The sequence below is a fragment of the Comamonas nitrativorans genome (assembly GCF_042654765.1).
In the GTDB taxonomy this organism is placed as follows: domain Bacteria; phylum Pseudomonadota; class Gammaproteobacteria; order Burkholderiales; family Burkholderiaceae_C; genus Comamonas; species Comamonas nitrativorans.
The window spans coordinates 51,373-73,538 of record NZ_JBHSEW010000006.1 but is presented as its reverse complement, the minus strand read 5'-3'; the positions used below and the strand labels follow the sequence as shown (position 1 = coordinate 73,538).

The 22,166-nt window shown below is 61.3% G+C and carries 15 protein-coding genes and 5 tRNA genes; 4 read left to right on the top strand and 16 right to left on the bottom strand.

Features of this window, described 5'->3' with window-relative positions; translation table 11 throughout:
* Nucleotides 1-39: 39 nt before the first annotated feature.
* The 15 genes from rpoC to ACFO3A_RS08015 form a co-directional block, all read right to left on the bottom strand.
* Entirely contained in the window at nt 40-4,251 is a 4,212-nt protein-coding gene (gene rpoC / locus ACFO3A_RS08085; RefSeq protein ID WP_377725506.1) for a DNA-directed RNA polymerase subunit beta', read from the bottom strand.
* Nucleotides 4,252-4,373: 122 nt separating this feature from the next.
* Nucleotides 4,374-8,486 (bottom strand): DNA-directed RNA polymerase subunit beta, encoded by a 4,113-nt coding sequence (gene rpoB / locus ACFO3A_RS08080; RefSeq protein ID WP_377725504.1) that lies wholly within the window; start codon nt 8,484-8,486, stop codon nt 4,374-4,376.
* A gap of 280 nt (nt 8,487-8,766) precedes the next feature.
* Complete coding sequence (gene rplL / locus ACFO3A_RS08075) at nt 8,767-9,144, bottom strand: 50S ribosomal protein L7/L12 (protein WP_377725503.1); 378 nt, start codon at nt 9,142-9,144, stop codon at nt 8,767-8,769.
* A 46-nt stretch (nt 9,145-9,190) separates the two neighbouring features.
* A complete protein-coding gene (rplJ, locus tag ACFO3A_RS08070; protein WP_377725502.1) occupies nt 9,191-9,697 on the bottom strand; it encodes a 50S ribosomal protein L10 in 507 nt (168 codons plus the stop codon).
* A gap of 243 nt (nt 9,698-9,940) precedes the next feature.
* A complete protein-coding gene (gene rplA, locus ACFO3A_RS08065; protein ID WP_377725500.1) occupies nt 9,941-10,636 on the bottom strand; it encodes a 50S ribosomal protein L1 in 696 nt (231 codons plus the stop codon).
* Nucleotide 10,637: 1 nt separating this feature from the next.
* Entirely contained in the window at nt 10,638-11,069 is a 432-nt protein-coding gene (gene rplK / locus ACFO3A_RS08060; RefSeq protein WP_377725498.1) for a 50S ribosomal protein L11, read from the bottom strand.
* Between the two features lie 154 nt (nt 11,070-11,223).
* Complete coding sequence (gene nusG, locus ACFO3A_RS08055; protein WP_377725496.1) at nt 11,224-11,805, bottom strand: transcription termination/antitermination protein NusG; 582 nt, start codon at nt 11,803-11,805, stop codon at nt 11,224-11,226.
* Entirely contained in the window at nt 11,805-12,188 is a 384-nt protein-coding gene (secE, locus tag ACFO3A_RS08050) for a preprotein translocase subunit SecE (RefSeq protein WP_377725494.1), read from the bottom strand. Before secE ends, nusG begins: the two co-directional genes overlap by 1 nt.
* Before the next feature lie 88 nt (nt 12,189-12,276).
* Nucleotides 12,277-12,352: transfer RNA gene (locus tag ACFO3A_RS08045), tRNA-Trp, on the bottom strand.
* Nucleotides 12,353-12,363: 11 nt separating this feature from the next.
* The gene (gene tuf, locus ACFO3A_RS08040; protein WP_377725436.1) at nt 12,364-13,554 is read right to left on the bottom strand and encodes an elongation factor Tu; all 1,191 of its coding nucleotides are present in this window, start codon (nt 13,552-13,554) and stop codon (nt 12,364-12,366) included.
* Nucleotides 13,555-13,621: 67 nt separating this feature from the next.
* Nucleotides 13,622-13,696 (bottom strand) — tRNA-Thr (locus tag ACFO3A_RS08035).
* 26 nt (nt 13,697-13,722) lie between these two features.
* Nucleotides 13,723-13,796 (bottom strand) — tRNA-Gly (locus ACFO3A_RS08030).
* 34 nt (nt 13,797-13,830) lie between these two features.
* Nucleotides 13,831-13,916 (bottom strand) — tRNA-Tyr (locus tag ACFO3A_RS08025).
* 44 nt (nt 13,917-13,960) lie between these two features.
* A tRNA-Arg gene (locus tag ACFO3A_RS08020) sits at nt 13,961-14,036 on the bottom strand.
* Between the two features lie 85 nt (nt 14,037-14,121).
* Nucleotides 14,122-14,757 (bottom strand): TetR family transcriptional regulator, encoded by a 636-nt coding sequence (locus ACFO3A_RS08015; protein WP_377725492.1) that lies wholly within the window; start codon nt 14,755-14,757, stop codon nt 14,122-14,124.
* 152 nt (nt 14,758-14,909) lie between these two features.
* Between ACFO3A_RS08015 and ACFO3A_RS08010 the strand changes: the two genes are divergently transcribed.
* The 4 genes from ACFO3A_RS08010 (at nt 14,910) to ACFO3A_RS07995 (ending at nt 21,442) form a co-directional block, all read left to right on the top strand.
* Nucleotides 14,910-16,139: an efflux RND transporter periplasmic adaptor subunit gene (locus ACFO3A_RS08010; RefSeq protein ID WP_377725491.1), complete on the top strand. Its 1,230-nt coding sequence runs from the start codon at nt 14,910-14,912 to the stop codon at nt 16,137-16,139.
* 12 nt (nt 16,140-16,151) lie between these two features.
* The gene (locus ACFO3A_RS08005) at nt 16,152-19,316 is read left to right on the top strand and encodes an efflux RND transporter permease subunit (RefSeq protein WP_377725490.1); all 3,165 of its coding nucleotides are present in this window, start codon (nt 16,152-16,154) and stop codon (nt 19,314-19,316) included.
* Entirely contained in the window at nt 19,309-20,763 is a 1,455-nt protein-coding gene (locus ACFO3A_RS08000) for an efflux transporter outer membrane subunit (protein WP_377725489.1), read from the top strand. The genes ACFO3A_RS08005 and ACFO3A_RS08000 overlap by 8 nt, the downstream gene beginning before the upstream one ends.
* 181 nt (nt 20,764-20,944) lie before the next feature.
* The gene (locus ACFO3A_RS07995) at nt 20,945-21,442 is read left to right on the top strand and encodes a c-type cytochrome (RefSeq protein WP_377725487.1); all 498 of its coding nucleotides are present in this window, start codon (nt 20,945-20,947) and stop codon (nt 21,440-21,442) included.
* Between the two features lie 101 nt (nt 21,443-21,543).
* Here the strand turns inward: ACFO3A_RS07995 and ACFO3A_RS07990 are convergent, their stop codons facing one another.
* Nucleotides 21,544-22,086 (bottom strand): DUF2946 family protein, encoded by a 543-nt coding sequence (locus tag ACFO3A_RS07990; RefSeq protein ID WP_377725486.1) that lies wholly within the window; start codon nt 22,084-22,086, stop codon nt 21,544-21,546.
* Nucleotides 22,087-22,166 lie beyond the last annotated feature (80 nt).

The following is a 22,166-nucleotide window of genomic DNA, read 5'->3' as shown; positions in this document are numbered from 1 at the left end:
GGGGTGCCAAAAGCTGCAATGTAAGCAGCTCAAGCGGGCTTATTCAGCCGCGTCCTGCACATCGTCTGCCGACACGGCAGCAGCCAGTTCGGCCTCCTCGGCTTCGGCGATGGCGCGGCGCTCGGCCTCGTCCATCTGGTCCTTGGCCTTGCGGGCCTGGTGGTAGGCCAGACCCGTACCGGCGGGGATCAGGCGGCCGACGATGACGTTCTCCTTCAGGCCACGCAGCTCGTCGCGCTTGCCCATGATGGCCGCCTCGGTCAGCACGCGGGTGGTTTCCTGGAAGGAAGCGGCCGAGATGAAGCTGTCGGTGGACAGCGACGCCTTGGTAATCCCCAGCAGGATGTTGGAGTAGGTCGCCGGGAGCTTGCCCTCGCGCTGCGCGGCCTCGTTGGTGTTGAGGATTTCCGAACGCTCGACCTGCTCGCCCTGGATGTAGCCGGTTTCGCCCGGGTTCTCCACGATCACGCGGCGCAGCATCTGGCGCACGATCACCTCGATGTGCTTGTCGTTGATCTTCACGCCTTGCAAGCGGTACACGTCCTGCACTTCGTCGACGATGTAGCGGGCCAGTTCCTCGATGCCCAGCAGGCGCAGGATGTCCTGCGGGTCGGCCGGGCCGTCCACCACCAGTTCGCCCTTGTTCACCACCTGGCCTTCGTGCACCAGGATGTTCTTTTCCTTGGGGATCAGCTCTTCCCAGACGTGGCCGTCCGGGTCGGTGATCTGCAGGCGCACCTTGCCCTTGGTTTCCTTGCCGAAGGACACCGTGCCGGTCTGCTCGGCCAGCGTGCCCTTGTCCTTGGGCGTACGGGCTTCGAACAGTTCGGCCACGCGGGGCAGACCGCCGGTAATGTCGCGGGTCTTCTGGCCTTCCACGGGGATACGGGCCAGCACTTCGCCGGGGCCGACTTCCTGGCCGTCGCGCACCTGGATCAGGGCGCCGACCTGAAAGCCGATAGCCACGGGCAGCTCGGTGCCGGGAATCTTCACTTCCTGGCCGTCGGCGTCGATCAGGCGCACCAGCGGACGCACCACCTTGGCCGAGCCACGGCGTTTCGGGTCGATCACCACCAGGGTGGAGAGGCCGGTCACATCGTCCACCTGCTTGGCAACCGTGAGGCCTTCTTCGATGTTCTCGAACTTGGCCGTACCGGCGTACTCGGTGATGATGGGGCGGGTCAGCGGATCCCACTGGGCCAGGATGGTGCCGGCCTTGATGGCCTCGTCGGGCTTGACCGTCAGCACGGCGCCGTAAGGCACCTTGTGGCGTTCGCGCTCGCGGCCATTGTCGGAAATGACGATCTCGCCGGAGCGCGAAATCACCACCAGCTCGCCCTTGGTGTTGGTCACATAGCGCATGGTGGCGTTGAAGCCGATCACGCCGTTGGACTTGGCTTCCACGCTGGAGGCCACGGCCGCACGCGAAGCCGCACCGCCGATGTGGAACGTCCGCATGGTCAGCTGCGTGCCGGGTTCGCCGATGGACTGCGCGGCGATCACGCCCACGGCTTCGCCCAGGTTCACCAGACCGCCACGGCCCAGGTCGCGGCCATAGCACTTGGCGCACAGGCCATAGCGGGTTTCGCAGGTCAGCGCGGTGCGCACCTTGATTTCGTCCACACCCTTGGCTTCCAGCTCGTCGAGGATGAACTCGCTCAGCAGGGTGCCGGCAGGCAGCAGCAGCTCCTGGTTTTCCGGGTGCAGCAGGTCTTCGGCGGTGGTGCGGCCCAGCACGCGGTCGCGCAGGGATTCGATCACCTCGCCGCCCTCGACGATGGCCCGCATCACGGTGCCGTTGGAGGTGCCGCAGTCGTTTTCGGTCACGACCAGATCCTGCGTCACGTCCACCAGACGGCGCGTCAGGTAACCCGAGTTGGCGGTTTTCAACGCCGTGTCGGCCAGACCCTTACGCGCACCGTGGGTGGAGATGAAGTACTGCAACACGTTCAGCCCCTCGCGGAAGTTCGCGGTGATGGGCGTCTCGATGATCGAGCCGTCGGGCTTGGCCATCAGGCCCCGCATACCGGCCAGCTGGCGAATCTGCGCAGCGGAACCCCGGGCGCCCGAGTCGGCCATCATGTAGATGGCGTTGAACGACTCCTGATCGACTTCCTTGCCGTGGCGGTCGGTGGTTTTCTGCACCTTGAGCTGGTCCATCATCACCTTGGACACGTCGTCGCCGGCCTTGCCCCAGATGTCCACCACCTTGTTGTAGCGCTCGCCCGCCGTCACCAGACCCGAGACGTACTGCTGCTCGATCTCTTTGACCTCGGCTTCGGCGCGGGCCAGGATGTCGGTCTTCTGCGGCGGCACCAGCATGTCGTCGATGGCCACGGAGAAACCGGCGCGGGTCGCCAGACGGAAGCCGTTTTGCAGCAGCTTGTCGGCAAACACCACGGTGTCCTTCAGACCGCACTGGCGGAACGAGGCGTTGATGAGCTTGGAGATTTCCTTCTTCTTCAGCGCCTTGTTCAGGTTGCTGAACGCCAGGCCCCTGGGCAGGATTTCCGACAGCAGCGCACGGCCCACGGTGGTCTCGACCAGAGCGGTCTGCGCCACGAACTCGCGCGTGACCTTGTCCTTGACCCACTCGGTCAGGCGCACGCTGATCCGGGTGTGCAGCTCCACCTCGCCCGCATCCAGGGCGCGTTGCACTTCGGCCACGTCGGTGAAGACCATGCCTTCGCCCTTGCCGTTGATCTTGTCGCGGGTGGCGTGGTACAGGCCCAGCACCACGTCCTGCGAGGGCACGATGGAGGGTTCGCCCGAAGCCGGGAACAGCACGTTGTTCGAGGCCAGCATCAGCGCCCGCGCTTCCATCTGCGCTTCCACCGACAGGGGGACGTGGACGGCCATCTGGTCACCGTCGAAGTCGGCGTTGAACGCCGCGCAGACCAGCGGGTGCAGCTGGATGGCCTTGCCTTCGATCAGGATCGGCTCGAACGCCTGGATGCCCAAGCGGTGCAGCGTCGGCGCACGGTTGAGCATGATGGGGTGTTCTTTGATGACCTCTTCCAGGATGTCCCAGACCACCGGCGTGCCGGTTTCCACTTCTTTCTTGGCCGCCTTGATGGTGGTGGCAATGCCGCGCTGCTCCAGCTGGGCGAAGATGAAGGGCTTGAACAGTTCCAGCGCCATCAGCTTGGGCAGGCCGCACTGGTGCAGTTTCAGGTACGGGCCCACGGTAATCACCGAACGGCCCGAGTAGTCCACGCGCTTGCCCAGCAGGTTCTGGCGGAAGCGGCCACCCTTGCCCTTGATCATGTCGGCCAGGGACTTCAGGGCACGCTTGTTCGCGCCCGTCATGGCCTTGCCACGGCGGCCGTTGTCCAGCAGCGAATCGACGGCTTCCTGCAACATGCGCTTTTCGTTGCGGGCGATGATTTCCGGCGCTTTCAGCTCCAGCAGGCGGCGCAGGCGGCTGTTGCGGTTGATGACGCGGCGGTACAGATCGTTCAGGTCGGACGTGGCGAAACGGCCGCCGTCCAGCGGCACCAGCGGGCGCAGGTCGGGCGGCAGCACGGGTAGCACGTCCAGCACCATCCATTCGGGCTTGATGCCGGATTTCTTGAACGCTTCCAGCACTTTCAGGCGCTTGGCGTTTTTCTTGACCTTGGCTTCCGAGCCGGTCAGGTCGCCGCGCAGGCGCTCGATTTCGGAATCCAGGTCGATGCCTTCCAGCAGCTCCTTGATGCCTTCGGCGCCCATCTTGGCGGTGAACTCGTCGTAGCCGAATTCCTCGCACTTGGCGTCGTAGTCGTCCTCGCTCATGATGCTGAATTTTTTCAGCGGGGTCATGCCGGGGTCGGTCACCACGTAGGCTTCAAAGTACAGCACGCGCTCGATGTCGCGCAGCGTCATGTCCAGCACCAGGCCCAGGCGCGAAGGCAGGGATTTCAGGAACCAGATGTGGGCGCAGGGCGCGGCCAGGTCGATGTGGCCCATGCGGTCGCGGCGCACCTTGGTCTGCGTCACTTCCACGCCGCACTTCTCGCAGATCACGCCACGGTGCTTCAGGCGCTTGTACTTGCCGCACAGGCACTCGTAATCCTTGATCGGGCCAAAAATCTTGGCGCAGAACAGGCCGTCGCGTTCGGGCTTGAAGGTGCGGTAGTTGATCGTCTCGGGCTTTTTCACTTCACCGAAAGACCAGGAACGGATTTTCTCGGGCGAAGCCAGGCCGATCTTGATGGCATCGAAATGCTCATCCGGCGTGAATTGCTTGAACAGGTCGAGTAGCGATTTCATAGAACTCTTTCCCTCTTTCAAAAACTATAGTTGCTACCGCTTGATTCATAACGATTTGCGATAGTTTTGTATCGCAAATCGTTTGTTCATCAGCGGAAAACGCTCATCTTTTCAAATAAAACTCAGGAGCGTTCCAGCTCGATGTCCAGGCCCAGGGAACGGATTTCCTTGACCAGCACGTTGAACGACTCCGGCATCCCGGCCTCGATCGAGTGTTCGCCCTTGACGATGGACTCGTACACCTTGGTACGGCCCTGCACGTCGTCGGACTTGACGGTGAGCATTTCCTGCAACACGTAGGCGGCGCCGTAGGCTTCCAGCGCCCACACTTCCATCTCCCCGAAACGCTGGCCGCCGAACTGGGCCTTGCCGCCCAGCGGCTGCTGCGTGACCAGCGAGTACGGGCCGGTAGAGCGGGCGTGCATCTTGTCGTCGACCAGGTGGTGCAGCTTCAGGTAGTGCATGTAGCCGATGGTGGTCGGGCGCTCGAAGCGCTCGCCCGTGCGGCCGTCGAACAGGTAAGCCTGGGTGCGCGAATCGGTCAGGCCCTTGCGCTCTTTCAGGTCGTCCGGGTAGGCAAGTTTCAGCATGTCCTTGATCTCGGCTTCCGAAGCGCCGTCGAACACGGGCGAGGCAAAGGGCACGCCCTCTTTCAGGTTCTGCGCCATGGCCAGCACTTCGCTGTCCGTCATGTCGGCAAAGTCCTGGGCACGGCCCCGGGCGCTGTAGATCTCTTCCATGAACTTGCGCACTTCGGCCGCCTTGGCTTCCTGCTGCAACATGTCGCCGATGCGCTGACCCAGGCCCTTGCCGGCCCAGCCCAGGTGGACTTCCAGCACCTGCCCGATGTTCATCCGCGAGGGCACGCCCAGCGGGTTCAGCACGATGTCGGCCGTGGTGCCGTCGGCCAGGTAAGGCATGTCTTCCACCGGCACGATCTTGGACACCACGCCCTTGTTACCGTGGCGGCCGGCCATCTTGTCGCCGGGCTGCAGGTGGCGCTTGACGGCCAGGTAGACCTTGACCATCTTCAGCACGCCTGCGGGCAGCTCGTCGCCTTGCGTGAGCTTCTTGCGTTTTTCCTCGAAAGCCAGGTCGAAGCTATGGCGCGTCTGCTCCATCGCGTTCTTCATGGATTCGAGTTGCGCGGCCACCACCTCGTCGGCAGGGCGGATGTCGAACCAGTGGAATTTCTCCACACCGGCCAGGTAATCCTTGTCGATGGTCGCACCCTTGGCCAGCTTTTGCGGGCCGCCGTTGGCTTTCTTGCCGGTGAGCAGCTTCTCGATCCGGTCGAAGGCGTCGGCCTCGACGATGCGCAGCTGGTCGTTCAGGTCGAGGCGGAAGCGCTTGAGTTCATCGTCGATGATCTGCTGGGCACGCTTGTCGCGCTGGATGCCTTCGCGGGTGAACACCTGCACGTCGATGACGGTGCCGGACGAACCCTGATCGACACGCAGCGAGGTGTCCTTCACGTCCGAAGCCTTCTCGCCGAAGATGGCACGCAGCAGCTTCTCTTCGGGCGTCAGCGTGGTTTCGCCCTTGGGCGTGACCTTGCCGACCAGCACGTCGCCGGGCTGCACTTCGGCGCCGACGTAGATGATGCCGGACTCGTCCAGGCGGTTGAGCTGGGTTTCGCTCAGGTTCGGGATGTCGCGGGTGATTTCCTCGGCGCCCAGCTTGGTGTCGCGGGCCATCACCACCAGTTCCTCGATGTGGATCGAGGTGTAGCGGTCTTCGGCCACGACCTTCTCGGAGATCAGGATCGAGTCCTCGAAGTTGTAGCCGTTCCAGGGCATGAAGGCGATCAGCATGTTCTGGCCGATGGCGATCTCGCCCAGGTCGGTCGAAGCGCCGTCGGCAATCACGTCCCCCTTGGCCAGCACGTCGCCCTTCTTGACGATGGGACGCTGGTGGATGTTGGTGTTCTGGTTGGAACGCTGGTACTTGATGAGGTTGTAGATGTCCACGCCCACTTCGCCGGCCACGGCTTCGTCGTCATGCACGCGCACCACGATGCGGGTGGCGTCCACATAATCCACCACGCCGCCGCGATTGGCCGTGACCACGGTGCCCGAGTCGATCGCGGCCACGCGCTCGATGCCGGTGCCGACCATCGGTTTTTCCGGACGCAGCACAGGCACGGCCTGGCGCGACATGTTGGCGCCCATCAATGCGCGGTTGGCGTCGTCGTGCTCCAGGAAGGGAATCAGCGAAGCGGCCACCGACACGATCTGCGCCGGCGACACGTCCATGTACTGCACGCGCTCGGGCGACAGCAGGGTGGATTCGCCTTCTTCACGGGCCGACACCAGATCGCCCACCAGACGGCCTTCGGCGTCCAGTTCGGCGTTGGCCTGGGCGATGATGTACTTGCCTTCCTCGATGGCCGACAGGTAATCGATCTCCATCGTCACCTTGCCGTCCACCACGCGGCGGTACGGGGTTTCGATGAAGCCGTACTCGTTCAGGCGGGCGTACAGCGACAGCGAGTTGATCAGGCCGATGTTCGGGCCTTCCGGCGTTTCGATCGGGCAGACGCGGCCATAGTGGGTGACGTGCACGTCACGCACCTCGAAGCCGGCACGCTCGCGCGTCAAACCGCCCGGGCCCAGGGCCGAAACGCGGCGCTTGTGGGTGATTTCGGCCAGCGGGTTGGTCTGGTCCATGAACTGCGACAGCTGCGAAGCGCCGAAGAACTCTTTCAGCGCCGCCGAGATCGGCTTGCTGTTGATGAGGTCGTGCGGCATCAAAGGCTCTTGCTCGGCCTGGCCCAGACGCTCCTTCACGGCCTTCTCGATACGTGCCAGGCCGGTGCGGTACTGGTTCTCGGCCAGTTCGCCCACGCAGCGCACGCGGCGGTTGCCCAGGTGATCGATGTCGTCCACCTGGCCCTTGCCGTTGCGCAGGTCGACCAGAATTTTCACCACGGCCAGGATGTCCTCGTTGGACAGCACCATGGCGCCGGTGGATTCATCGCGGCCCACGCGGGCGTTGAACTTCATGCGGCCCACGCGCGACAGGTCGTAGGTATCCGGGTTGTAGAACAGGCGCTGGAACAGGGCCTGCACGGCGTCCTCGGTGGGCGGCTCGCCGGGGCGCATCATGCGATAGATGGCCACGCGGGCAGCCGTCTCGTCCACGGTTTCGTCGGTGCGCAGAGTCTGCGAGATGTAAGCGCCCTGGTCCAGCTCGTTGGTATGGATGCACTGCACGTCCACGATGTGGGCCGAGCGCATTTTCTTGAGCAGGGTTTCGGTCAGCTCTTCGTTGGCCTTGGCCAGGATTTCGCCGGTATCGGCATCGACCACGTTCTTGGCCAGCACACGGCCCAGCAGGAAGTCCTCCGGCACGCTGATGAACTTGGTGCCGGACTGCTCCAGCTCGCGCGTATGGCGGGCCGTAATGCGCTTGTCCTTGGCAACGACGACCTTGCCGGCCTTGTCGGCGATGTCGAAGCGGGCCACTTCGCCTTTCAGGCGATCGGCGACAAACTCCATTTGGGCGCCCGAATCCATCAGGCGGAAGTTGTCATTGACGAAGAAGTGCGCCAGGATTTGCTCGGGATTCATGCCAATGGCCTTGAGCAAAATCGACACCGGCATCTTGCGGCGACGGTCGACGCGGAAGTAGAGCAGGTCCTTGGGGTCGAACTCGAAGTCCAGCCAGGAGCCGCGGTAGGGAATGATGCGGGCGCTGAACAGCAGCTTGCCCGAGCTGTGGGTCTTGCCCTTGTCATGCTCGAAGAACACGCCGGGCGAACGGTGTAGCTGCGAGACGATCACGCGCTCGGTGCCGTTCACGATGAAAGAACCCTTGTCGGTCATCAGGGGCACTTCGCCCATGTAGACCTCTTGCTCCTTGACCTCTTTGACCACCTTGTTCTGGCTGGTCGACGATTCACGGTCGTAAATGATCAGTTGTACCTTGGCACGCACGGCCGACGAGAAGGTCAAACCACGGGTCTGGCACTCGCGCACGTCAAAAGCGGGTTTGGCGAGGTTGTACTCGACAAACTTCATCTCGACGAAACCATTGTGCGAAACAATGGGGAAAGCCGCATTGAAGGCGGCTTGCAGGCCCTCATCAGCACGTTTTTTGGGGGCTACGTCTTTTTGCAAAAAGGCGGTGTACGCATCTTTTTGCATCTGTAGCAGGTAAGGCACTGCGAGCACGCTATCGCGGCTGCCGAAGCTTTTGCGAATCCGCTTGCGTTCGGTGTAAGAATAGGCCATGAGATCTCCGGGCAAAGACATGAGTCCTGGGTCTAGGGCGACACTGCCCGGCAAAAGTGGACGCTACTTTTGCCGGCTTGGCGGTTGGCCACTACCAACCAATGGCGGACGGCGATGCATTGCACATCGCCCGAGCCAAGGTATCTTCTGCTGTCGGGTTGTCAGAAGACACGAGAAAACCCAGCACGCTGGTTTTTCTGGTGTGCTCTAACGCATATTGCACAGGCACCAAAGGCTGGAGGCCCTTGCGGGCACTCCAGCCTCAGGAGAAAGACCTCAATTACTTGAGTTCAGCCTTGGCACCGGCTTCCACCAGCTTCTTCACAGCGGCTTCGGCGTCAGCCTTGGGAGCGGCTTCCTTCACGGTCTTGGGAGCGCCATCGACCAGATCCTTGGCTTCCTTCAGGCCCAGGCCGGTGATTTCGCGCACGGCCTTAATCACGGCCACCTTGTTGGCGCCGGCTTCTTGCAGCACAACGTCGAACTCGGTCTTCTCTTCAGCGGCAGCAGCGCCAGCACCAGCGCCGGCAGCAGCAGGAGCGGCCATGGCAGCAGCGCTCACGCCGAATTTCTCTTCAATTGCCTTGACCAGGTCGTTCAGTTCCAGAACGGTCATGCCGTCCAGGGCGGTCAAGAATGCGTCTTTATCGAATGCCATTTTGATTTCCTAACAAATAGTGTCGGTATAAGTTGCGCTGCGCCTTTTAAGCAGCAGCCGTTTCGCCTTCGCCCTTTTTGGCCGCCAAAGCGCCCAGCACCACAGCGGTGCGGGAGATGGGGGACATGAGCAGGCCGCACAATTGCGCCAGCAGCACGTCTTTGGAGGGGATGTTTGCCAGCTCTTTCACGCCATTGACGTCCAGGGCCTTGCCTGCAAACGCACCACCGCGAATCACCAGCTTGTCGTTGGTTTTCGCGAAATCGGCCACCACCTTGGCGGCAGCCACTGCGTCTTCAGAGAAGCCATAGACCAGCGGACCGGTCATCTGCTCGGCCACCACGTCAAACTGGCTGCCAGCCACAGCACGGCGGGCCAGGGTGTTTTTCAACACGCTCAGGCTCACACCCTTGCTGCGGGCATCGGCACGCAGTTTGGTCATATCGGCGACCGTGATGCCGCGGTATTCCGCGATCACAAGCGTTTGAGCTTTAGCGGCGAGGCTGGTCACTTCATTGATGACCGCTTCTTTCTCACTGCGATTCAGACTCAAGGTCTACTCCTTCGTATGCGTATTTCCGAAAAATCGTCCATACGCGCTCTTGGGTTTGCAGCGACCAACTGTGGAAGGAAAATTCCATCTGCAGCGGGTTCGCCATCTACGCTGGCGCAAACATTAAGTGCCGGATTGCCCCGGCACACCAGCGGTCTTGGATGGCCTGCGCACCGACTAAAAAGTCAATGCACAGCCCACCACACTCAGCCCTCTTTTCAGAGAACCGAGGATTCTAGCAAATTACGCTGCGATGGTCTGGGCATCCACGCGAACACCCACCCCCATGGTGGAGGAAAGGGCCACCTTGCGCAGGTACAAACCTTTGCTGGTTGCAGGTTTTGCCTTGTTCAGCGCTTCAATCAACGCCACCAAGTTGCCCTGCAGCTTGGCATCGTCGAACGAACGACGGCCAATGGTGCTATGCACAATACCGGCCTTGTCCACGCGGAACTGCACCTGACCCGCCTTGGCGTTCTTCACGGCAGTTGCCACATCGGGCGTCACCGTACCCACCTTGGGGTTGGGCATCAGGCCACGGGGGCCGAGGATCTGGCCCAGGGTACCGACCACGCGCATTGCATCGGGGGCAGCGATCACCACGTCGAAAGGCATGTCGCCTGCCTTGACCATGGCTGCCAGCTCATCCATGCCAACGATGTCGGCACCAGCGGCCTTGGCTTCTTCGGCCTTGGCTCCCTGTGCGAACACGGCAACACGGGTAGTTTTGCCCGTGCCGTTGGGCAGCACCACAGCGCCGCGCACGACCTGATCAGACTTGCGCGAATCCACGCCCAGTTGCACAGCCACGTCGATGGACTCATCGAACTTGGCGGTAGCAGCCTCTTTCACCAAAGCCACGGCTTCGGCGAAGGGGTACAGGCGGGTTGCATCCACTTTACCCTGGAGGGCTTTTTGCTTTTTGGTCAATTTGGCCATGTCACACACCCTCCACAATCACACCCATCGAACGGGCCGAACCTGCCAGCGTACGCACGGCGGCGTCCATGTCGGCAGCGGTCATGTCCTTGAGCTTGGTCTTGGCAATTTCTTCCAACTGCTCGCGGGTCACCTTGCCAACCTTGACCTTCAAGGGATTGGCCGAACCCTTGTCCAGCTTGGCAGCCTTCTTGATCAGCACAGCCGCCGGGGGCGACTTGATGACGAAAGTAAAGCTTTTATCTGCAAAGGCAGTGATCACCACGGGCAGCGGCAGACCGGGTTCGACACCCTGCGTCTGAGCGTTGAACGCCTTGCAGAATTCCATGATGTTCAGACCGCGCTGACCCAGCGCAGGACCGATCGGAGGGGAAGGATTGGCCTTACCAGCTGGCACTTGCAGCTTGATGAAGCCGACGATTTTTTTCGCCATATTAAAGCTCCTTACGGGTTAACGCCCTGGCACACTGTGTGCCAGAAGCTCCCCGGGGTGGGGACTTTTTTTTCAACACGCAAGTCCGAAATACGTGCAAACCAACAGCGCCAAACCGCCCAGCCGGGCAGTCTGGCGCTGAAAGATTCCAGAATCAGGTTTTTTCCACTTGGGCAAATTCCAGCTCAACGGGAGTGGAACGGCCGAAGATCGCCACCGAAACACGCAAGCGGCTTTTCTCGTAATTGACTTCTTCGACAGTGCCATTGAAGTCGGTGAACGGACCTTCCTTGACACGCACCAGCTCCCCGACCATGAATTCGATTTTGTGGCGAGGTTTTTCGGAGCCTTCCTGAACCTGATCAACGATTTTTTGAATCTCTGCTTCCGAGATCGGTGCCGGACGATTCTTGGCACCACCGACAAAACCGGTCACCTTGCTGGTGTGCTTGACCAGGTGCCAGGTATCGTCCTCCATGACCATTTCAACAAAAACATAGCCCGGGAACAAACGGCGCTCTGTCGTTTTGCGCTTGCCGTTGCGCATCTCGACCACTTCTTCGGTAGGCACCAGAATACGGCCAAATTTGCCTTGCATACCGGCCCGCGCAATCCGTTCGGTGATATTGCGCTCGACGGCCTTTTCCATTCCAGAGTAGGCGTGGACGATGTACCAGCGCATATCTGGATTTGCCGGGGTGCCCACCTCTTGGGGCTTTTGAATTACATCCGACATTAGCCTCTCCATCCCAGGATCAGGCCGTACAAGACCCATTCCAACGTTTGATCTGTCAGCCACAGAAACAGCGCCATGACCACGGCAAACGCAAAAACGTAGAGCGTCATCTGCACACTCTCTTTGCGTGTCGGCCAAACAACCTTTTTGACTTCTTTTACCGAATCCTTGGAAAAACCAACCAGCTGCCTGCCAGGCTCGGAAATCAAAAACACTGCAACCGCAGCGGCCACCCCAATCAAAAGCACACCCCACTGCACCAAGGCACCTTGCTTGGAAAGGGTATAGAAACCAGCAATAGCCGCAACCACCAAAAGAATGGCTGCGGCCAGCTTTGCCTTATCTGCGCCGGAGCTTACTGTTTCAACTTGCGATGTAGCCATATTTAACTTTTGCTGCCGCATTCATGCAGCCTATAGACACCGAAGCCCGCCGATTGGGGCGGGCTTGGAGTGCTTACCACTTAAGTGGTGGCAGGGGCAGTAGGAATCGAACCTACAACCTTCGGTTTTGGAGACCGACGCTCTGCCAATTGAGCTATACCCCTAAACCCTGAAATCAAGCAATAACCTTGGCAACCACGCCAGCGCCCACAGTGCGGCCACCCTCGCGGATAGCAAAGCGCAGACCTTCTTCCATAGCGATCGGTGCGATCAGCTTCACGGTGATCGACACGTTGTCGCCAGGCATGACCATTTCCTTGTCAGCAGGCAGTTCGATCGAGCCGGTCACGTCCGTGGTACGGAAGTAGAACTGGGGACGGTAGTTGTTGAAGAACGGAGTGTGACGACCACCTTCGTCCTTGGACAGCACGTACACCTCGGCGGTGAATTCGGTGTGGGGCTTGATGGAGCCGGGTTTGCACAGCACTTGGCCGCGTTCCACGTCTTCACGCTTGGTGCCGCGCAGCAGCAGACCGACGTTGTCGCCAGCCTGGCCTTGATCCAGCAGCTTGCGGAACATTTCCACGCCGGTGACGGTGGTCTTCTGGGTGTCCTTGATACCGACGATTTCGATTTCTTCGCCGACCTTGATGATGCCGCGCTCGACACGACCGGTCACCACGGTGCCACGGCCAGAGATGGAGAACACGTCTTCCACGGGCATGGCGAAAGCACCGTCCACAGCACGCTCGGGCGTGGGGATGTAGGTATCCAGGGCTTCGGCCAGTTTCAGGATGGCGGGCTCGCCCTTGTCGGACTGGTCACCTTCCAGGGCCAGCTTGGCCGAACCACGGATGATGGGGGTGTCGTCACCGGGGAATTCGTATTTGTCCAGCAGTTCGCGGACTTCCATTTCCACCAGTTCCAGCAGCTCTTCGTCGTCCACCATGTCGCACTTGTTCAGGAACACGATGATGTAGGGCACACCCACCTGACGGGCCAGCAGGATGTGCTCGCGGGTCTGGGGCATGGGGCCGTCAGCGGCCGAGCACACCAGGATGGCGCCGTCCATCTGGGCAGCACCGGTAATCATGTTCTTCACATAGTCGGCGTGGCCGGGGCAGTCCACGTGGGCGTAGTGGCGGCCTTCGGTTTCGTACTCGACGTGCGAGGTGTTGATGGTGATGCCACGGGCTTTTTCTTCGGGGGCATTGTCGATTTGCGAGTAGTCTTTCGCTTCGCCGCCGAATTTCTTGGACAGCACCGTTGCCAGAGCAGCCGTCAGCGTGGTCTTGCCGTGGTCCACGTGGCCGATCGTGCCCACGTTGACGTGGGGCTTGGAACGTTCGAACTTCTCTTTTGCCATTTTTTCGACTCCGAAAAAAACTAAATGCCAACCCTAAAGGCGCAGTCTAATACCAGCACCACACTTTTGGTGCCCATGGGCAGGATCGAACTGCCGACCTCTCCCTTACCAAGGGAGTGCTCTACCACTGAGCCACATGGGCGCAACGCTTCAACAGCAGATTGCCACTGGAGCGGGAGACGGGAATCGAACCCGCGTCATCAGCTTGGAAGGCTGGGGTTCTACCATTGAACTACTCCCGCAAAACAAACGCCACATCGTGGCGCTTGTCAAAATTGGTGGAGGAGGCTGGATTCGAACCAGCGTAGGCGTAAGCCAACAGATTTACAGTCTGCCCCCTTTAGCCACTCGGGCACTCCTCCGGAAAGCTTTTCATTGTAGCAGATTTTTCGATAAACCATCTGCTTGGCGCGGCTGGCGGGGATCGAACCCACGACCCTTGGCTTCGGAGGCCAATACTCTATCCACTGAGCTACAGCCGCTTTGACGCCGTTTACGCAAACAAGCAAAAATCTGCAAGCTGGCATTCTAGCGTGAATTTTGTTCTTTTGAAAATTTTTATCTATTTCACGACCACACATCCGCGGCAAGCCCCAACCCTCTGAGATAGAACTGCACCAGTTGCCGCCCTTCATCCTCCAGCGAAAAGCTTCCCTGGCGCAACAGCCAAGCATGCAGCAAACCATCGAACAGCACCTGCAATCCCTTTGCCGCCAATCCGGCCGACAGCGCCGGGACGGCATCCAGCTCCTCATACGCCATGGCCAGATCCTGCTCCAGCAAGGAGATAAACCGATCGACACCCAGCACCCAGCGCTGCTGCACCGCCACCATTTCCCCGACATGCTCGATCTTGAACATCACAATTTCAAAAACACGGCGCACGCGCTCATCGGTGCTGACCGCATGGGCGATGAACGCCAGGCGCCGCACGATCCGCCCCACTGGTGACTGACTTTCAGACCCTTGCTGCCCACCTTCCAGCACCTGTTCGATAGGTAAAGTGGCACGCTGCATCATGGCGTCGAAAAGATCAAGCTTGTCCTTGAAGTGCCAATACACCGCACCTCGCGTCAAGCCAGCCCGATTAGCCACATCGGCCAGCGACGCCCCTGATACGCCACGGACATAAAACACCTGCTCCGCCGCATCCAGCAACCGTTCCCGTGTTGCCCCCGCATCTTCCTTTGTGCGCCGCGCCACCCCAACCCCCCTTAAATTTCCCCTTTATATACAGGGTTATCTATCTACCGACTTAGAATAGCTCAATTATACATTCATGAATGTATGTTTTACATTTAGAACAATCCCTCATACTCTCCCGCCTCTGCGGCTTCTCTCTGTTAACAATCACTATGCGCCACATTCATCGTCGCACAGCGGGTTTTGCCCCGCACCTGCTTTTGCTCCCCCTGGCCCTGACCAGCATGCTTCTGCTCTCAGCCTGCGGACCAAAGGAATCTGCCACCAACGCTCAGGCAGCGGGCAAGGCCCCGCAAGTGCCCGTCGGCGTAGTAGTTGCCACGCCCTCTCAGGTGGGCATCGTGAATGAACTTCCTGGCCGGATTGAAGCCTCGCGTGTTGCGCAGATACGCGCCCGCAGCGCAGGCATTCTGCAAAAGCGCCTGTTCCAGGAAGGTGCGGACGTCAAAGCGGGGCAAGTGCTCTTCCAGATTGACCCCGCGCCTTACGAAGCCGCAGCCCAAAGCGCCAACGCTGCCCTGGCCCAGGCACAGGCCAACGCCTTGCAAGCTGCCACGCAGTTTGAACGCTTTTCTGCCTTGATCGAGGCCAACGCTGTCAGCAAGCAAGACTTCGACAATGCCCAGGCCAGCCACCTCCAGGCGCAGGCTCAGGTAAAAGCCGCACAGGCCAACGTGCGGACCGCCCAGATCAACCTGGGCTATACCAAGGTCACCGCCCCCATTTCCGGGCGCATCGGCCAGGCACTGGTTACGGAAGGCGCACTGGTGGGCCAGGGAGAAGCCACCGCCTTGGCCGTGGTGCAGCAGATCAATCCGGTGTATGTGAACTTCACCCAATCGGCCACCGATGCGTTTGCCCTGCGCAAGGCCATCCAGGAAGGGCTGCTCACTACCCCAAATGGCAAGGAAACCGCCGTGCATGTCGTACTGGAAGATGGTTCGATTTACGAGCATCCCGGCAAATTGCTGTTTACCGACCTGAGCGTCGATGCCAGCACCGGCCAAGTCACCTTGCGAGCTGAAGTCCCCAATCCGGATGGTCTGCTGCTGCCCGGCCTGTACGCCCGGATCCGCCTGGAGCAGGCCCAGGTTGCCAACGCCATTGCTCTGCCCCAACAAGCCGTGACCCGCACCGAACAGGGCGATACCGTGACCGTAATCAGCCCGGAAGGAAAAGCCGAGCAGCGCAAGGTACAGATCCGCCACGCCGAGGGCAACCGCTGGCTGGTTGACAGCGGCCTGCAAGCGGGCGAACAAGTCATGGTCGATGGCTTCCAGAAGCTCCAGATGCTCCCCCCCGGCACACCTGTCAAAGCCGTTCCCTGGCAAGCCCCCGGTACATCTGAGGCAGCCGCCGCGCCCGCCGCTGCGCAGCAATAAACCGAGGTTCCCATGGCACGATTTTTCATTGACCGTCCTATTTTCGCGTGGGTGATTGCGCTGTTCATCAGTGTGCTGGGCCTGGTGGCCATCCAGCAGTTGCCCATCGCCCAATATCCGCCGGTAGCACCGCCGAGCATCGTCATCAACGCCACCTACCCCGGTGCCTCGGCGCAGACGCTGGAAGACAGCGTTCTGGCCGTGATCGAGCGCGAAATGAACGGCTCCCCGGGCATGATTTACATGGAGTCGGTGGCCCAGGCCAACGGCACCGGCAGCGTGACCATCAGCTTTGAACCGGGCACCGACCCGGAGATGGCCCAGGTGGACGTGCAGAACCGCCTGTCCCGCGCCACTCCGCGCCTGCCGGCCGTAGTGACCCAGCAGGGGGTGCGGGTGGACAAATCCCGCGCCAACTTCCTGTTGTTCACGATGCTGTCCTCCACCAATCCAGACATCGATACGGCAGCCCTGAGCGACTACGCCGCCCGCAACATCCAGCCTGAATTGCAACGCATCAACGGCATCGGGCAAGTGCAGTTGTTCGGCGCCGAGCGGGCCATGCGCATCTGGATCGACCCGGTAAAACTTACGGGGTTTGCGCTCACACCGGCCGATGTCCGCGCTGCCATCAGCGCCCAGAACGCGCAGGTTGCCAGCGGCTCCATCGGCGATTTGCCAAACATCACCGGACAAAGCATTTCGGCAACGGTGGTCGTCAACGGGCAGCTCAGTACCACGGAGCAGTTCGGCAACATCATCCTGCGTGCCAATCCGGACGGCTCCAGCGTGCGCCTGAAGGATGTCGCCCGGATTGAACTGGGCAGCCAGGCCTACGCCACCTCCGCACGCCTCAATGGCAAGACCGGGGTGGGCATGGGCGTGCAGCTCTCCCCGTCAGGCAATGCGCTGCAAGCCGCCAGGGACATTCAAGCCAAACTGGACGAGTTGAAAAAATTCTTTCCCGAAGGCGTGGAAGCCACCATCCCCTACGACAGTTCGACGTTCGTGGACATTTCCATCACACAGGTGGTGCACACGCTGATCGAAGCCGTGGCATTGGTGTTCCTGGTGATGTTCCTGTTTCTGCAAAACTGGCGCTACACCGTCATCCCGACGATTGTGGTGCCCATCGCCCTGCTGGGCACCTTTGCCGTGCTGCTCACCCTGGGCTTTTCCATCAACGTACTGACCATGTTCGGCATGGTGCTGGTGATCGGCATCGTGGTGGATGACGCCATCATCGTGGTGGAAAACGTCGAGCGCATCATGAGCGAGGAAGGCCTCTCGCCCCTGGAGGCCGCACGCAAGGCGATGCGCCAGATCTCTGGTGCCATCATTGGCGTGACGGTGGTGCTGATCTCGGTCTTCGTGCCCCTGGCCTTCTTTGCCGGGGCCACGGGCAATATCTACCGCCAGTTCTCGGCGGTGATGGTGGCCTCGATCTCGTTTTCCGCCTTCCTGGCGCTGACGCTGACCCCCGCCCTGTGCGCGACCTTGCTCAAGCCCGTGGAAGCCGGCCATCACCACGATGCGAAAAAAGGCTTCTTCAGCTGGTTCAACCGCAGCTTCCACCGCACCTCCAAAAGCTACCAGAGCCTTGTTGCACGCGTGCTGCGCGGCGCCGGGCGTTATCTGGTGATCTATGGCGCCATCACTGCCGCAGTGGTGGTGATCTACCAGCGCCTGCCCACGTCCTTCCTCCCATCGGAAGACCAGGGCTACATCATCGTCAACGTGCAGTTGCCGCCCGGTGCCACGCAGGAACGCACCCTGGCCGTCATGCAGGAGCTGGAAGGTTTCGTCCTGAAACAGGAAGAAGTGGCCAACATGGTCAGCGTGCTGGGCTTCAGCTTCTCCGGCCAGGGGCAGAACATGGGGCTGGCCTTCGTCCCCCTGAAACCCTGGGGCGAACGTGCCGGCGCGGAACATTCCGCCGATGCCCTGGCCGGACGCATCATGGGCGCCATGGGCGGTGTGCGGGATGCCTTCATCTTCGCGCTCAACCCGCCGCCCATTCCTGAACTGGGCAACGCCACGGGCTTTACCTTCCGCCTGCAAGACCGCAACGATGCCGGCCATCAGGCGCTGATCAATGCCCGCAATCAACTGCTGGGCATGGCCATGCAAAGCAAGATGCTGACTCAGGTGCGCCCGGACGGGTTGGAAGACGCCCCGCAGTTACAAATCGATATCGATCGCGACAAGGCCAGCGCCCTGGGCGTGAGCTTTGACGCCATTAACGGCGTACTCTCCACCGCCCTGGGGTCCAGCTACGTCAACGACTTCCCCAACCAGGGCCGCATGCAGCGCGTGGTGGTGCAAGCCGATGCCACAGGCCGCATGCAGGCAAGCGATCTGCTGGCCCTGAGCGTGCGCAACACCCAGGGGCAGGTGATGCCGCTCTCGACCTTTGCCAGCACCCGCTGGGTCAACGGTGCCCAGCAGACCGTGCGCTACAACGGCTACCCGGCAGTGCGCATTGTCGGCAATGCGGCCCCCGGTTTCAGCACGGGCGATGCCATGGCTGAAATGGAACGCCTGGCCGCGCAACTGCCCCCGGGGTTCGGCTACGAATGGACGGGCCAGTCCCGCGAAGAAAAACTCGCCGGCTCGCAGGCCATCCTCCTGTACGGCTTTGCCGTGCTGGCGGTATTCCTGTGCCTTGCTGCCCTGTACGAGAGCTGGTCGATCCCCCTGGCGGTGATTCTGGTCGTGCCTCTGGGCGTGCTGGGCGTGCTGCTGGGCATTTTGCTGCGCGGCTACGCCAATGACGTGTACTTCCAGGTGGGGTTGATTACGGTGATTGGCCTGTCGGCGAAAAACGCCATTCTGATCATCGAGTTCGCCAAAGACCTGCAAGCCCAGGGCAAGGGCATTGCGGCAGCGGCACTCAGCGCTGCGCACCTGCGCTTCCGCCCCATCATCATGACCTCGATGGCCTTTGGCCTGGGGGTGCTGCCCCTGGTGCTGGCCAACGGTGCCAGCTCGGCCAGCCAGCGTGCCATTGGTACGGGCGTACTCGGCGGCATACTCGGCGGCACCATCCTGGCCGTGATTTTTGTGCCCGTCTTCTTCGTGGTGGTGCGCTCCCTGTTCAAGGGCAGCGCCCGCCAGCAAGAGATCAACCGCCGCCATGCGCAAGAAGCTGGCATTGAATTGCAAGACCATGACTAAACACTTCGTCCTCTCCGCAGTGGCCGCAGCCAGCACATTGCTAGGCGGCTGCTCCCTCATCCCGGCCTATGAACGCCCTGCCACCCCGGTGCCTGCGCACTACGCGCAAACCGCACCGACGGCGCAGCCGGCACAGGAAAGCACAGCCGCCCAGCCTGCACCGGCCTGGCAAAGCTACTTCACCGATACCCAGTTGCAGGCGCTCATCACCCTGGCCCTGGCGAACAACCGCGACCTGCGCGTGGCCACGCTGAACCTGGAAAAAGCCAGGGCGCAATTCCAGATCCAGCGCTCCGCCCTGCTGCCGCAGTTGTCCGCCCAGGGCAACGCTACGCGTGGCAATAGCGAAACCACCGGGGAACTGGGCAATACCTTTGTGGCCGGCCTGGCGATTCCCTCCTGGGAACTGGACTTCTTTGGCCGCATCCGCAGCCTGAAGTCGGCCGCCCTGGCGCAATACTTCGCCACCGACGAAGCCCGCCAGGCGTACGAATTGGCCCTGGTCGCCAGCGTGGCCCAGGGCTGGCTCACCCTGCTGGCCGATGAAGAACTGCTGGACCTGTCCAGCCGCACCCTGGCAACACGGCAAGAGTCGATGCGACTGACCCAACTGCGTTTTGACAGCGGCGTCAGCTCCGAACTGGATCTGCGCCAAGCCGAATCCCTGGTAGAGGCCGCCCGTGCCACCACCGCCCAGCAACAGCGCCAGCGGGCCCAGGATGAAAACGCCCTGGTGCTGCTGCTGGGGCAGGAGTTGCCCGAAAGCGCCCGCGCAGCCCTCGCCCACACACGGCTGGCCAGCACGCCCCCCATGGCCGATGTTCCAGCCGGGCTGCCCTCCGACCTCCTGACCCACCGCCCTGACATCCGTCAGGCCGAGCAGCAATTGCTGGCCGCCAATGCCAACATCGGTGCAGCACGCGCGGCATTCTTCCCCAGCATTTCGCTCACCGGGCAATACGGCAGCGTCAGCCGCGAACTCTCCGACCTATTCCAAAGCGGCTCCTGGGGCTTCAACGTCGGCGCGGGGCTGAACCTGCCCATCTTTACCGCCGGGCGCAACATGGCCAATCTGCGGGCTGCCAAGGTGGACAAGGACATTGCCATCGCCCAATACGAAAAAGCCATCCAGGTCGGCTTCAAGGAAGTCTCGGATGCCCTGGCCGGGCGCAACACCCTGCGCGAACAGGCCCAGGCGCAAACGGCCCAGGCAAATGCCGAACGCCGCCGCCTGGAGCTGGCCGACCTGCGCTACCGCAACGGCGTGGCCAGCTACCTGGACCTGCTCGATGCCCAGCGCTCGCTGTTTGCACTGGAACAGGCAGATGTGCAGACGCGCCTGCTTCAGCAAATCAACCAGATCCAGCTCTACAAAGCCCTGGGGGGCGGCTGGAACACCCCGACCACGGCAACGCACCCGACGCGCAATACCCCGCAGCAAGGGTAAATCCGGGGGGCCTGCGCCGATGCTGCGGTGGGTACTTGAGCAGCATCAGCAAAACCCCTATGGATATAATGCCTTCTTCGGTTTTCTGCCATCGCCCGATCGTTCTGTGCAAATCGCGTGTCCATGCGAATCCACAGCCATCGGGCGCTGAAATTTTGCCCTCTACCCACCCAAGAACGTCATGAACGCCCCCCAACAAAACGCCTCCGGCAGCGCGTCCCACTCCACCACCTTCTTTCTCCTGGCCACTGCCGCCGGTATTGGCCTGAGCATCGCACTCATCCTGTTTGGCGGCGGCGCCCCTTCCGGCTCCGTGCCCAGCACGACCGGCGACCTGGCCAAGGCCCAGCGCCTGCAAAAAGTCGGCTCCGTAACCCTGCGTGCAGAACAGAAAGACCGTCCTCTGGCCAATGGCGAAGCAGTCTTCAAGGCCCAATGCGCGGCCTGCCATGCCAGCGGCATCTCGGGCGCCCCGGTCTTCGGCAACGCTGCCGAATGGGGGCCGCGCCTGGGCCAGGGCTTTGAAGCGCTGGTGCAAGCCGCCCTGCACGGCAAGGGCGCCATGAGTCCGCAAAGCGGCGGCCAGTTCTCCGACCTGGAAATTGCCCGGGGCGTGGCCTACATGGCCAACGCCGGCGGCGGCAAGTTCGATGAACCCGAGCCAGCGCAAAGCAATTAATTTTTCATCCGCACAAAACCCAAGAGGCTTGCCATGGCAAGCCTCTTTTCATTGCCGGTTTTTCAACCCCGACGATTGCTGCATCGGCAGTTCGGACGCCATCAGCCCGACGTGCCCGGTTCCACCAGCGCCTGCGGACTGCGCACAAAACCGAACTGCTGCGGCAATGCCGCCCAGGCCAGCACCTGCGGAGCCGACCAGCGCCCTTGCTCCAGGCAATCGGCCGCCTGCCACATGTCCTGGGTATGCACCAGGCCCAGCCCTTGCGCGGTGTGCAGGTAGAGCCGGCCATCTTCGTCGAGCAGGCACTGCCGGGGCACCTCGGCCAGGCCGGTATGCGAGCGCACAGCGCCGTCCTCTTGCACCCGCCAGACCAGCGGCGTGTTCTCCAGCTCGACAAACACCCTCTGCGGGCCATTCTGGAAAAACCAGCAGCCGCGCTCGTCCACGGCGTAATTGCGCTCGATAAAGGCAATGAGCTGGACATGCTCCAGCCGCGAGCCTTTGCTCACGGCAAATGCACCCGCCGCCTGCGCCGCAAAATCACGCAGCCACCAGTGACCGCGCTGATCCAGACCCAGCCAGCCGTAGCAGTCGGGCACATTCGGCCACTTGGCCATGGCTTGTTTGACGATGGCGTCCATCCCAGCACTCCTTTATAAAATAATAGCTGCTACTGCTCTTGATTACTTGTTTTTAGATTATTTTTATACTGAAATTCAAT